At 48.8% G+C, this 12,571-nt stretch carries 11 protein-coding genes; 2 read left to right on the top strand and 9 right to left on the bottom strand.

Annotation, left to right across the window (positions count from 1 at the left end; translation table 11 throughout):
- Window positions 1-7 precede the first annotated feature (7 nt).
- Window positions 8-1,540 (top strand): P-loop NTPase family protein, encoded by a 1,533-nt coding sequence (locus tag IC230_RS02150; protein WP_191037316.1) that lies wholly within the window; start codon window positions 8-10, stop codon window positions 1,538-1,540.
- Window positions 1,541-1,608: 68 nt separating this feature from the next.
- On the opposite strand, the gene IC230_RS02145 is transcribed toward IC230_RS02150, so the two are convergent.
- A complete protein-coding gene (locus tag IC230_RS02145) occupies window positions 1,609-1,929 on the bottom strand; it encodes a heavy metal-binding domain-containing protein (RefSeq protein ID WP_191037315.1) in 321 nt (106 codons plus the stop codon).
- A 284-nt stretch (window positions 1,930-2,213) separates the two neighbouring features.
- Between IC230_RS02145 and IC230_RS02140 the strand changes: the two genes are divergently transcribed.
- Entirely contained in the window at window positions 2,214-2,720 is a 507-nt protein-coding gene (locus IC230_RS02140) for a lipocalin-like domain-containing protein (RefSeq protein ID WP_191037314.1), read from the top strand.
- Between the two features lie 63 nt (window positions 2,721-2,783).
- Here IC230_RS02140 and IC230_RS02135 read toward each other — a convergent pair whose 3' ends face one another.
- From IC230_RS02135 to IC230_RS02100, 8 genes are all read right to left on the bottom strand, one after another.
- The gene (locus IC230_RS02135; protein WP_191037313.1) at window positions 2,784-3,470 is read right to left on the bottom strand and encodes a uracil-DNA glycosylase family protein; all 687 of its coding nucleotides are present in this window, start codon (window positions 3,468-3,470) and stop codon (window positions 2,784-2,786) included.
- Window positions 3,470-4,351, bottom strand: coding sequence for a serine hydrolase (locus IC230_RS02130; protein WP_191037312.1), 882 nt, complete (start codon window positions 4,349-4,351; stop codon window positions 3,470-3,472). The genes IC230_RS02135 and IC230_RS02130 overlap by 1 nt, the downstream gene beginning before the upstream one ends.
- 65 nt (window positions 4,352-4,416) lie before the next feature.
- Window positions 4,417-5,520 (bottom strand): vWA domain-containing protein, encoded by a 1,104-nt coding sequence (locus IC230_RS02125; RefSeq protein ID WP_191037311.1) that lies wholly within the window; start codon window positions 5,518-5,520, stop codon window positions 4,417-4,419.
- Between the two features lie 197 nt (window positions 5,521-5,717).
- Window positions 5,718-7,610 carry a CocE/NonD family hydrolase gene (locus IC230_RS02120; RefSeq protein ID WP_191037310.1) on the bottom strand — a complete coding sequence of 631 codons (1,893 nt, stop codon included), beginning with the start codon at window positions 7,608-7,610 and terminating at the stop codon, window positions 5,718-5,720.
- Between the two features lie 106 nt (window positions 7,611-7,716).
- The gene (locus IC230_RS02115) at window positions 7,717-8,295 is read right to left on the bottom strand and encodes a Uma2 family endonuclease (RefSeq protein ID WP_191037309.1); all 579 of its coding nucleotides are present in this window, start codon (window positions 8,293-8,295) and stop codon (window positions 7,717-7,719) included.
- 73 nt (window positions 8,296-8,368) lie between these two features.
- A complete protein-coding gene (locus tag IC230_RS02110) occupies window positions 8,369-9,967 on the bottom strand; it encodes a TolC family protein (protein WP_191037308.1) in 1,599 nt (532 codons plus the stop codon).
- Complete coding sequence (locus tag IC230_RS02105; protein WP_191037307.1) at window positions 9,964-11,316, bottom strand: HlyD family secretion protein; 1,353 nt, start codon at window positions 11,314-11,316, stop codon at window positions 9,964-9,966. The genes IC230_RS02110 and IC230_RS02105 overlap by 4 nt, the downstream gene beginning before the upstream one ends.
- A complete protein-coding gene (locus tag IC230_RS02100; protein WP_191037306.1) occupies window positions 11,309-12,313 on the bottom strand; it encodes an ABC transporter transmembrane domain-containing protein in 1,005 nt (334 codons plus the stop codon). Before IC230_RS02100 ends, IC230_RS02105 begins: the two co-directional genes overlap by 8 nt.
- Window positions 12,314-12,571: the final 258 nt, after the last annotated feature.

Here is a 12,571-nt window from a genome sequence, read left to right as displayed (position 1 = left end):
TTCGCAAATGAACTATCGCAGCCTGAAAGCATCAAAATTATTGTCTATTACTACGCTTGGCGAACTCAAAGCCGCCGGGTACGAATCTCGCTCAATCAAGCAGGAACTACGCGACAATCTGATTGAGCGTATTAAAGAAAAAGAGGTTGTTTTTCCAGGCATCTGGGGATACGAAGACACGGTTATTCCGGACGTAGAGCGGGCTATTCTGTCCATGCACCACATTAACCTGTTAGGGCTACGTGGTCAGGCTAAAACCCGGATCGCCCGTCTGATGGTGAATTTGCTGGACGAGTACATACCCGTTGTGGCCGGATCTGAACTGAACGATGACCCGATGCAGCCACTGTCGCGTTTTGCGCTGGATCTAATTGCCGAAAAGGGTGATCAGACGCCCGTTTCCTGGATGCATCGCAACGATCGTTACACCGAAAAACTCGCTACGCCCGACGTATCGGTAGCTGACCTTATCGGCGATGTTGACCCGATCAAAGCTGCTACGTTACGATTGCCTTACTCGGATGAGCGCACGATTCACTTCGGCCTGATTCCACGTTCGCACCGGTGTATTTTCGTTATCAATGAGTTGCCCGATTTACAGGCCCGTATTCAGGTATCGCTGTTCAATATTCTGCAGGAGGGCGATATTCAGATTCGGGGTTTCAAGCTACGTCTGCCACTTGACATTCAGTTCGTGTTCACTGCTAACCCGGAGGATTACACCAACCGGGGTAGTATTGTAACCCCATTGAAAGACCGGATCGACTCGCAGATCGTGACGCACTATCCGAAGTCGATTGAAATCGGCAAAAAAATTACCATGCAGGAAGCCGTTGTTAAAACGGAGCAGAAAGGCATGGTAAAAACCAACGATCTGATCGCTGATTTAATCGAGCAGATTGCCCTGGAAGCCCGCGAAAGCGAATACGTGGATTCAAAAAGTGGTGTTTCGGCGCGGATGACGATTTCAGCTTACGAAAATCTACTTTCTTCAGCTGAGCGTCGGGCGTTGCTGAATGGTGAAAAGGAAACCCACGTTCGGATTGCTGATCTATATGGTGTTGTTCCGGCTATTTGCGGTAAGGTAGAGCTGGTCTATGAAGGGGAAGTGGAAGGTCCGGTTATTGTGGCGCAAAATCTGATTGGCAAAGCAATTCGTAACCAGTTTTTAGCGTATTTCCCGAATCCAGAGAAGGCTAAAAAGGACAAACGCGGTAATCCATACAAAAAAATTACGGATTGGTTTGGTGACGGTAATACGATGGATATCCTGAACGATCTGACCAACCGCGACTATGATGCCCGGCTACGTACCATTGATGGCCTAGATGACGTAGTGGACTTTTACCATCCTCGCCTGAGCAAAGCCGAAAAACTGTTCATGATGGAGTTTGCGCTGCATGGATTAGCTGAGCATTCACTGGTCGGTAAAAAAGCAATGGATACAGGCTTATCCTTTAAAGATTTGCTTGGCTCTATGTTCAATCCTGGAAAGGACTTTGGGGAAGAGGAGGAAGAGGACGACGACGACCGCTTCTAAACATAAATAGTATACACCAAAGACTGGATATTGAGGTAGTGACACTGCTTTGGTATCCAGTCTTTGGCTTATTCCATAATGACGGCCGTACCGTTCGCACTGACCATCAGCATAGATCCGTTACCGCCAATGGTCTGATAATCTAAATCGACTCCGATAACGGCATTGGCGCCCAGCCGGGTAGCCTGGTCGACCATTTCTTTAAGCGCAATACTTTTGGCTTCACGTAGCGCCTGCACATAAGCCCCCGAGTGGCCCCCGACTACATCACGAATCGTCGTGAAGAAATCTTTAACAAGGTTAGCACCAATAATAGCCTCGCCGTTGACCAGACCTACGTATTTGGTGATATGCTTACCTTCAATATTAGAAGTAGTAGTTACGAGCATGAAAGGGAGTTTGATGAGTAAGCAAGGGTTGGCATTGTGACCGTAAATTTATACAGTTGTCGCTTTAGTTAAGCGCCATTCATCATATTCTAATACCGTATAAGGGTCAAATTGGACCGTATCGTCTTTATTCCGCTATTGACCAGGCAGGCAATTCAGCAGTTCAGAGGCTAATATGGCAGTTCAATCCTTGATTTTACCGGTCCGTATCATTTACTCCTGACAGCGCTATTTTGTGCATATACCTTTGTGCAAAACTAAAAACAAGTCAATCCACAGAGAACATGAAAACAATGAATGTAAGCCGATTGCTGGCCTGGGCGATAGTAGTAGCCATGCCAGTATGGCTCGGTAGCTGTAAGAAGGATAACGGCGGTGGCAATCCAATAACCCCAAATTCGATAGAAGGAAGCTGGAAAGTTTCGAGTATGAAAGGAACTAGCCCAAAAGGGAATTTCGATTATTTCGATCTTATGAAGGCAATTGGTGGCGAGGACGCTGTAAACTGTCTGACCGATACGAAAATTACGTTCCTGGGTAATAGTAACATTACCGGAACGCCTTCGCCTGCCTGCCAATCGGGTTCAGATGAGTACAATCCGGCAAAAGACAAAGCTACCTGGAAGGTATCTGGTAATAAAGTGAGTATTACGGATAGTGACGGTACTGAAACGTATGACCTGAAAAGTAGCGGTAACACAATGACCTGGAGCATTCAGCTGAAGCAGGATATTGATGAAGATGGCGTAGAAGACACGTTCACGCAGACCATTGAGTTCAAGCGCGCCTAATCGACAGTAGATAACGTAAAATCAGAAGCCGTGCTACAGTTTAACGCTGTAGCACGGCTTCTGCTAGTTTAATTCGGGAAGACAATCGGCTAACGTGCGGACGTATTGCTCCAGATAACTGGTAACATCACGACTTTTGTATTGTAGAATATACCGTGGGTGATCCAATGTAACGATACGCTCGAAAAAGCCCTGTTGATCATTTAACCGACGCAGGTATGTCTCGTTCTTACGACCCAAACAAACGGCTACGTGTCTGGATGATCCAAAACTGAGTTGTGTTCGCACGGTTTCGGTGATGGCGGGCCAGAGCGTTTCAGTCGTCTTGCGGTCGTCGTAAAAATTGTAGTTTTTTCCGTCTTTCGTGAGCGCTAACGGAAATAAAGATGTCAGGAAAAACTGCCCATAAAACGCTTCGGCTCCTCCCAGCGCGTCAATCACCTGATAAATAAACCGGCTCGATAGTTCGGGGGTGTCGCGCAGATCATTCTCAATACCACAATAGCGACGCAGGTTCTGTGGAGTCGTAAACGAAATGCCCGTAACGCCAGCGCCAAATCGACCGGGATTAATGCCTAGTATGAAAACACGCGGATTCGTATCGCTATAAAACTTCGTGTAAAATTCCTCCACAATACGTTGTACGTCAGACTGCTGATATGGATTCATGACGCCAACACCCGGTGGCAACTTAGTAGGCGCGGAAAGTGTATTGTAATACGTAATGGCTTTATCGGCGAACGTAGTCATCAGCGCGAAAAATAGGTGTAACAGATAAGGGCTAATTCGCCAATAATTCGCTCGGCGTCCGGTGTTGGTACGCCTTCTACAAAAACGGATAGTAGAAAAGGGGTTTTCGCATAGATAATGCCGGTATCGCCCCGAACGTAGGCCAGTAAGCCAGTTTTATGAGCAACAGCAATATCTTTCGGTAATAAGCGGCACATCGTTAGGTTGCCAGGTACTTGCTTCAGTACGGTGATCATTTCATCACAGAGTTTGGGCGCAGCAACCTGATGCCGGTAGATTTTTTCTAAGACGGCACCCATTTCCCCCGCCGTTACGTAGTTATCGCGCCCCTGTTTAACGGCCAGCGTATCCATCATGATTCGGTTTAGCTGACTCTGCTTCAGACCAATTGTTCGCATTCGCTGATTGATGGTGTCGCGACCAAGTCGATGAATAAGAATATTGGTTGCGGTATTGTCGCTCTCGACCAGCATCAGACGTAACAGTTCGCGATAGCTTAAGCGGCTTTGGTCGGCATAGGTTTGTAATATGCCCGAACCGCCTACTTTATCGGAAGGTTTCAGCACATAAATTTCGTCCAGATTCAGCGAACCAGCTTTAACGCGTTCCATTAGTTCGAGCATAATCGGCAACTTGATTACACTAGCCGACGGTACGCGTTCATCGGCACGATGACTAAATGTTACGTTCCCGTTCGTCAGCGATTTTGTTGTCAGACTTACTTTCGCCGTTTCTGGTAAGTGGCGGAGATAAGCGGTTAGTGAATCCGTTAGTTGAGACTGGCTTAAGGAAGTTGTTGCCATGCTCAGTAGCAAAAACAAAGTCGGAACCAAGGCTCCGACTTTATTTGGATGATGCAGCGTTTGGGATTTACGATTCATAGCAGAAGAGGGGTTGTCTATGCAGTGTACCCAAAACTATAAATCGAAACCCATAAGCCATAAATTTATTTGATATTCTTCCGGCGATTGCGTTGAAAATCCTCGAACATCATATTGCCCAGCCCCTGCAAACCGCTGTAGTAAGCCCGACCATTGTTGACCTTCGTGAATTCCTGCACGAACTGCTTCAGATACGGGTCGGAGGCAATCATGAACGTAGTGATCGGAATTTCCAGTCGGCGCGCCTGTGCAGCCAGCGTGAGGGTCTTGCTCACCACTTTCCGATCCAGCCCGAACGAGTTTTTGTAGTACTTGATCCCTTCTTTCAGACAGGTCGGTTTCCCGTCCGTAATCATGAAAATCTGCTTGTTCTTGTTCTTCCGCCGACGTAGCAGATCCATGGCCAGTTCTAAACCCGCTACGGTGTTGGTATGGTACGGGCCAACTTCCAGATACGGCAGATCTTTAGCCTGAATCTGCCAGGCGTCATTCCCAAACACCACAATGTCGAGCGTGTCTTTGGGATACTTGATTTTAATCAGTTCGACCAGCGCCAGCGCTACCTTTTTAGCGGGCGTAATGCGATCCTCGCCATACAGAATCATCGAGTGGCTAATGTCGATCATGAGCACGGTCGAGGTCTGGGTTTTCTGCTCTTTCTGCGTCACTTCCAGATCCCGTTCCATGAGCGTAAAGTCTTCTACACCGCTGTTAATCTGCGCGTTGCGGATCGATTCGGTCATCGAAATTTGCTCAAGCGAATCACCAAACTGATACGTTCGGATATCACTGCTCAGTTCGTCGCCCGTACCCGTATAGGGTGTTTGGTGATTGCCACCCGACTTCGAGCGTTCGAGTTTCCCGAAAATTTCTTCGAGTGCACTACGCCGAATTGTCTGCTCGCTCTTGGGCGTCATGACGATCTTACCTTCCTGATTTTCTTCGGTCAGATAACCTTTTTCTTTGAGATCATCGAAGAAATTGCCGATGCCGTATTTATCGTCGGTTAAGCCATATTGCCGGTCAAGCTGACTCATCCACGACATGGCCTGCTCGACATCGCCGGAGGTTAGTAGCAGCAATTGCTGGAAAATATTGAGCAGCTTGTCGAAGTTGCTGCCTTCTTTCTGTTCGGGTGGTACGTAATCTGAAAATTGAAAGCCTTTCATCAGTAAAGTCGTTAGTAGTCAGTCGCTGGTCACTACGTATTAAAAATAGATTCCGAACGGTTCATGGGTACGTCGAAAGAACAGTACGTTTTACGGATTTGTTCGCTTTGCTGGCTAGTGAATGATAGAACGCAGATCGTTATGATGTTTATGATTCATTAGGATTATTGATCATATAGATCATAACGATCTGCGTTCTATTTCTTCACAATCGGCAACCGGACCATCGATGGATATTGCGCCGAATGAAATACCTGATTGTGAGCAATTACGCCTTTCGATTCACTGTAATTGTTGCCGCCCGTGTTCATATTTCGGTCAAAACGAGGAAAATTACTGCTCGATATCTCCACCCGAATGCTATGCCCCGGTGCGAAAAAATTACTCGTAGCCATTGGGCTTAGGGTGAGTTTATACACCTTTCCTTTGTCCATCCAGACTTCTTTGGCGAAGCCGTCACGGTAGCGGGCACGGAGAATGGTTTCGTCCAGATTATACGCTTTCCCATCGGGATACACATCAATTAACTTGACGGTAAAATCCGTGTCTTTCGCATCCGACGATACGTAGAGTGTTGTTTCAATCGAACCGGTTAGTTCAACGCCGTTGGCAAACGGTTCGGTGGTGTAGACCAGAATATCCTGCCGGGTTTCCATCTGGTGCTGGTCAAAGGCCCCGCCCTGTACCGCCGTTCCCGTACAGCAGACATTGCCTCCATACGACGGCACCGGAAACGCAGGATCGTAAGCAAACGCATCGGGTTTTTCATCTTTACCCAGTGGTTTTGTGGTTAGTTTTCCGTCGCCATACAGACTGTTCGCCCGTCCGGCACTGGACAGGTAATACGTCGTCATTTCAGACGTAGCAGGTGGCCAGGTGTCCGACGTTTGCCATTTGTTGGAACCCATCGTGTAATATTTAACATGGGGCATGTTTTTTATTACGTCGCTGCTTTCGCCCTTGAGCCAGACATCAAACCAGCCGTAAATCATCGCGTCGTAGTCCAGACGAGCATCGCCAACGCTACGTTCACCAACGATGGTGTTTTCGGTAGCACGTTTGTAGGCGCAGTGCAGCGTGGGCGCAATGACCAGAAACTGGTTGTCACGGACTTGAGCATCGACGCCATTTTTACGAACGTGGTTGAACAAGGCGAGGTTGGGTCCGGTCGATACGTCGTACCAGGAAGCAAACCAATAACTGGGAACGCCAAAGGGCATATTGTCATGATAAAGCCCACCTTTGTACCACTCCGGATCATTCGGCTTACGAACGATCATTTTCTCGTAAATTCCTTTCTGCCCGTTGGCATTTTTGATGATGTCCTGAACGGGCAGGTAGCGCAATCCCTGCGCCCAATCGACTTTCGGCATTTCGGGCGCTAAGTCGTAAAAACGCGATACACGAGTCAGATCTTCGCTGCTTGCCGTTTTCTGGAAAAGTGGACGGGCAAACGCATCGACCTGAGTGCCATACAACCAGGCGGTAAAGAGCATTTGTTGCGCACCACCCCGATACCAGTTGCCCTGTTCCATGAATGGACCAACGCGACCAACCCCTGCGCCGAAACCCATCGGCACCATAGCCGCGTGAGCCGGATGATCCAACGCGGCTACGGCCATTTGCCACTCAGCGGTAGACGAGCAGCCCAGCGTACCGATTTTACCATTCGACCACGGCTGTTTGGTCATCCACGAAAAAGCATCGTAGCCATCGGTAGTCGGTGGGCCGAGAATGTCCCAGTCCCCTTCTGAGAAGAACTTGCCGCGCTCATTCTGGACAACATACGCATAGCCCCGTTTCACTGCATCCAGAGCAGCCTGATATGAGTTTTGCTTTTGCTCACCATCGCCCCAGCTATTGAAGTTGTAGGGTGTTTTGGAGAAAATAATGGGTACCGGTTTATCCGTTTTTGGGCGATAGATATCGGTTGCCAGCCGAACACCATCGCGCATGGGCATCATAACTTTCTGCTCGATGATCGCAATTTCCTGTAGCTTTTTAAGAATGTCTTCCTGCGCATGGGCATGCTGTGTAAGGCACAAGACGATAGCAAAGGCCAGTCTTGCAAAAGAGGAGCGGTGTTTCATTACGTCTTTAGCAGAGATGAGAAGTAGTGAAGTAGCGCATTTATGGCCATAAAACAAAGCAGCGCAGCTTTTTGGGGCCACGCTGCTTTGTTTTAGAATAGAATATCTAGACAGTTATCTGTAAACTTAATTCAGGAAGTATATCTTCTCCAGATAACGTAACGTCTGAGCCGTGCTTGATTTCTATTGATCCATCTTCCCGATAAATGAATACCTGTTTACCCGCCCGATCAATAAGCCAGCCTAACCGACAGCCGTTATCGCGATATTCTTCCATCTTTTCTTTCAGTTCTTTCAACTCATCACTCTTCGAGCGGATTTCAATGACAAAATCTGGGCATAGTGGGGCGAAGCCCTGACGTTCAGCGTTGGAAATCGCGTCCCATCGTTTGCGGTTCACCCACGCTACGTCTGGCGAACGTACGGCTGAGTTTGGAAGTTTAAAACCAGTGGATGAATCGAATAGATAGCCAAGTTTTTTACGACGGTTCCAACTCCAGATTTTGCCAGACAAATCGGCGTTGTATCGTCCAGTTTCACTTCCAGTGGGGGGTATAAAAATAATATTTCCGTTAGAATCCCGCTCCAGCCGAGTTGTTTCGTTTGCCTGACATAGGGTAAAGAAAAAATCATCGTCGAACTTCTGGTCACGGGGCGGATGTAGCGTACGCAATTGTAGTTCCATTGGCTGTAAGCTGTTTTGCCAAAAATAACGAAAAAAGCCTTATATGAGTGCCGGAAGACGTACTACCTCCGTCTTACCGACTACCCACATTAGAACCGGCAGCGTACCACAGATTCGCCAAGGCTTTCTGGTGCTTGGTGCGTAATTCTTCCAGTTTTATCAGCAAGTCAATGAGTTTGGTTTCCCGGCTATTGACTAGAAACAACGAACTCTCACCCAATTGGAACTTACTCACTTCAGCCTGGACAAGGGTCTGCTGGTTGGCTGTAGTCTGCTGTTGTGTAATAATCTGTTTTTCAAGGGCTACCAGCTCATTCCAGGATCGCTGAACTTCGTTAACAATGTCGCGCCCAGTCTGTTGCCGTTCCAGACCTGTCTGTTGGTTTTGAAGCTGTATCTGGCGAAGTTTCCCTCGTTCGGCGCGAAGAAACAGCGGAAACGCTAAATCGACGCCGATCTTGTGGTTATTGGACTGAAAACCATAGGAACTTGATCCGTCATAGTTTGCATCTGACAGTGGACCTCTGCTCAATAAACTGGCTTCAACACTCACCTTAGGCAGCAATAACGCTCGTCGGTAGCGTTCTTCGATGGTCAACTGCTGCTGTTTGTTGACTAATTTAAGCAGATCTGGATGTTGCTGAGCGGCTCGGCTAAGCAGTTCCTGAAGCTGCACCTGACTGGTCTGGTCAGGGGGAGCGGCCTGCGGAATAACTGTAAGCGGCAGATCGACGGGCTGAGGAACAGCGCCTTCCTGACTGCTCCATAAGAATGTAGTCAGACCGAGCCGGGCATTTTGCAAATCGACAGCCATTTGTTGAAACTGAACCAGTCTGTCCTGAACCGTTATCAGCGCTTCGGTGGTATCGATGGGAGCCGCGTCGCCAATCAGTGCCCGCTGCCGGACAGCCACAAAACGCGTTTGCGCCAGCTGATAGCCCTGCTCAATCCATCGAAATTGCTGATAGGCTAGGTACCAGTCCCAATACGCTTTGGCGGCATCAAGCAGCGTTTTGTTGATCAGGGAAACCCGGTCAGCATCGGCCAGATTAATAGCTAGTTGAGCCTGCCGCAGGGTGTTTCGGCGTGCATCAATGAGAAGCCCCTGCGTAACGGGTACGCTTAGGCCCAGCGCAATCAGGCCCGTAGGTGGTACGTTGTTTTCGGGATTCAGGTATTTACCCGTGTTCCGGTCATACGTCATTTTTACGTCGAGGCCACCCGGCAAAATAGGCACTGCCAAACCCGACTGCCATTTGTCGTAATAGAGCGTATTGCCAAAGTTTTTACGGTTGTACGTCGAAAACAGCCGGGGATCAAACGCGCCACGTGCCTGCTGGACCTGCGCTTGCGCTTCCTGACTCAGCAAAGCAGCTTGCTTTACGATCGGATTGTGCTGTAAAACGGCCTGATAAAATTCCTCGGCAGTGAATACAATGCCCGAGTCTGGTAAAGCTACCCCTGCCGGGGGAGCCAGTGACGGGGCCACTGAACCGATTGAGGTTTCCGACGTAGCGATGGCTGTTCGCGATAAAACGTCTGAGGATACCGGAACCGTTGGCTGGCGGGGAATAGGGGCAATAGCCGGTACAGTCGGACGCGTTTGTCCCAAAGCGGATTCTGCCCAAAACAACGTACTGCCTAACCAGAAAAGAAAAACGAATGACCTCATATCTTTTCCGGTTTCTCAGGTTCCTGTTTTAAACTTGGCGGGAAGCCGTTGAGCTGGCGCCATAGTTCGTACCAGATGGGTACATCGTCGAGCATCACCCAACCAACCACACCCGAACCCACACGTAGCAGCTTGGGCCAGGGCTGATCACCGGGCATGGCATCGGGCGTGACCAATATCCGATACTGGCCATTCGTACTGCTTACAGCATCGATAACCGCCACTTTTCCCCCGAACGTACCGACCGCCACGGCAGGCCAGCCCGAAAACTGAATCGCTGGCCAGCCATCGAACTGGATACGTACCCGACGTCCGCGTTGAATCAGCGGTACATCCATAGCACGTACGTACAATTCCACGGCGACGGTCGGATTGGAGGGTTGTAATGTGGCTATGGCTTCGCCTTCTTTTATGGTTTCGCCGATGCCTGCTTTCAGCGACCGGACGACAAAGCCACTCTGCGGAGCCCGCACAACATACATACCGCGCCGGACATTTACGTTGCTGATTTTGTTGCGCATAACGGCAATTTCATTGTTCGCACTCGCCTTACTGGACAAGGCTGAACTCCGGTCGGACATCGTTTTAGCTATGTCCTGTTCGTATTTCGCCTGAATGAGTTCTAGATCGAGCCGGGCGTTGGCCAGTCCTTGCCGCGTTACGCTCAGCTTATTTTCCTGCACAACGACTTTTGCATAATCCTGCTGGATAGTAAGCCGCCGGGATTCAAGGTCGGTTAGTGAGAATAAACCATCCCGATAGCCTTTTTCGTACCGTTCAAGCCGATCAACGGCGATCTGGTAATTGCGTCGGATGGCCACTAGATCGGCACTGTCGATACGTACCCTCAACTGCTCCTGGCGAACCCGGTTTCTGGCTTCAGCCAAATCTACTTTTACACCCGCGCCCAATGCCTGCATCTGGCTATCAAGTGCCTGAATCTTAGCGTCTGTGGCCAGTCGGGTTCCCTGCTTGGCGTCCAGTTGTTCATTAAGTCGCTGAGGCAGGTTGGGGTCGAAATATTCGTCTTTAATTTCAGAAATGACCAGCAACGTGTCACCCTTTTTGACAAACTGGCCTTCCCGAACCGACCAGCGCTCAATTCGACCAGCAATGGCGTTCTGGAGCGTCTGAGGCCGATCCTGTGGTGTCAGTGCCGTTACGCTGCCTAAGCCGCTGATATTCTGGCGCCAGGGCAGAAACAGGATAACCAAAGTTAGAAAGAGGAAAAAAAGCATCCACCGGCCAAGCCGCCGACTACTGCGGGGATGTGGTAGTTCCTGTAAGGTTTTGAGCGGATATTCGGCAAACACCTCCTCATCAATCTCCTGATTTGATAAATTAAGCATGTGTTGTCGTATCAGTTTCTATTGGTAAATCGGTTACGGCCCCAATCTTTTCGACACCGGCCAGCATGTCGAATATCGTATCCACGCTGGACACTAGCTTGTCAACGGCTCCTGTGATGAGGACAATGACCAGTTCCGAAGCGACGAACTGCCCCAGCGACATTTGCCGACTAACGACCAGCGACGTACCCAGAATCAGCAGGCCACCCGTCACCAGCGTTCTAAACGCAACAGAGCTGTAATAGAAGCGTTTCAGGACTGTAAAATGGTCGTTCCGATGGCTTACGTAATTGGCTAGCCGACGATCAATCTGGTCGATTGGATTCTCTGTGCCTTCAGTTGAGCGCTTTTCTGATAAGTCTCTCGAATACTTTTCGAGCCAGCCGACTACTTTGTATTTGTCACTCGATTCTTTAATACTGGTGCGCGTTCCTTCCGGGCCAAACAGCCGGATAACACTATATATGACCAGCAGTACAATAAAACCAAATCCGAGAAAAACCGGGTGGTAAAACGAGAGTAGAATAATGCCAAACAAAATCTGTACGGCAGCTGCCGGCAGATCAATCAGGACCTTCGTCATCCCTTTTTGCAGCGTTACTACGTCAAAGAACCGATTCATTAGTTCGGGTGGGTAATATTCTTCCATAGCTTCCGGTTTAATACGGGGCAATCGGTACGTGAACTCAAAAGCAGCCTTGACAAAAAGGCGTTGCTGAATGATTTCAACCAGCGTAAACTGAACAATGGTGAGCAGGCCACCAGCCAGAACACCAACGATAACCAGCCCGATCATTACGTAGACCGAACTGAAAAGCATACCGCTTGAAACCAGATTAAAAACGGCCTGAATGCCGAGAGGCAGGGTAAGACCAATTATCCCCGTGATGATGGCGAACAACAGAATATAAACAATATCTTTTCGTTCGGTTCCCAGTAGCCGTAGCAGCCGCTGTAAGGGCGACGGAGGTGGCTGTAGGTGCGTATTAACCGCCATAGATTAAGCAAATATTAACATTAAAAAGGCATTAAAACCCTTAACTTACAACGCCGTCAGTATTCTTTTGGTTTATAACAATTTCAGGAAGGTGTTGTTGTGAGCGAAGAATTCACATTTTTTAACAAAATTGTAGTAGATCGCTTTTTTGCAACTGCGTCAGCAGATACAACACGCCCAAACGTATCAATACATCATTTTTGACCTGATCTAGCGTGACTAAGTATGCGCGAAGTGGCACACTTACCGTTTGTTTCG

It is taken from the genome of Spirosoma validum, assembly GCF_014699035.1.
GTDB classification, from domain to species: domain Bacteria; phylum Bacteroidota; class Bacteroidia; order Cytophagales; family Spirosomataceae; genus Spirosoma; species Spirosoma validum.
The sequence above is the reverse complement of the archived record's forward strand: the minus strand, read 5'-3'. Positions and strand labels throughout refer to the sequence as shown.

Coding starts and splice junctions, on each gene's coding strand:
- IC230_RS02130 (WP_191037312.1), bottom strand. CDS start 4,351: ATGAATCGTAAATCCCAAACGCTGCATCATCCAAATAAAGTCGGAGCC.
- IC230_RS02135 (WP_191037313.1), bottom strand. CDS start 3,470: ATGACTACGTTCGCCGATAAAGCCATTACGTATTACAATACACTTTCC.
- IC230_RS02105 (WP_191037307.1), bottom strand. CDS start 11,316: ATGCTTAATTTATCAAATCAGGAGATTGATGAGGAGGTGTTTGCCGAA.
- IC230_RS02100 (WP_191037306.1), bottom strand. CDS start 12,313: ATGGCGGTTAATACGCACCTACAGCCACCTCCGTCGCCCTTACAGCGG.
- IC230_RS02145 (WP_191037315.1), bottom strand. CDS start 1,929: ATGCTCGTAACTACTACTTCTAATATTGAAGGTAAGCATATCACCAAA.
- IC230_RS02125 (WP_191037311.1), bottom strand. CDS start 5,520: ATGAAAGGCTTTCAATTTTCAGATTACGTACCACCCGAACAGAAAGAA.
- IC230_RS02115 (WP_191037309.1), bottom strand. CDS start 8,295: ATGGAACTACAATTGCGTACGCTACATCCGCCCCGTGACCAGAAGTTC.
- IC230_RS02120 (WP_191037310.1), bottom strand. CDS start 7,610: ATGAAACACCGCTCCTCTTTTGCAAGACTGGCCTTTGCTATCGTCTTG.
- IC230_RS02150 (WP_191037316.1), top strand. CDS start 8: ATGAACTATCGCAGCCTGAAAGCATCAAAATTATTGTCTATTACTACG.
- IC230_RS02110 (WP_191037308.1), bottom strand. CDS start 9,967: ATGAGGTCATTCGTTTTTCTTTTCTGGTTAGGCAGTACGTTGTTTTGG.
- IC230_RS02140 (WP_191037314.1), top strand. CDS start 2,214: ATGAAAACAATGAATGTAAGCCGATTGCTGGCCTGGGCGATAGTAGTA.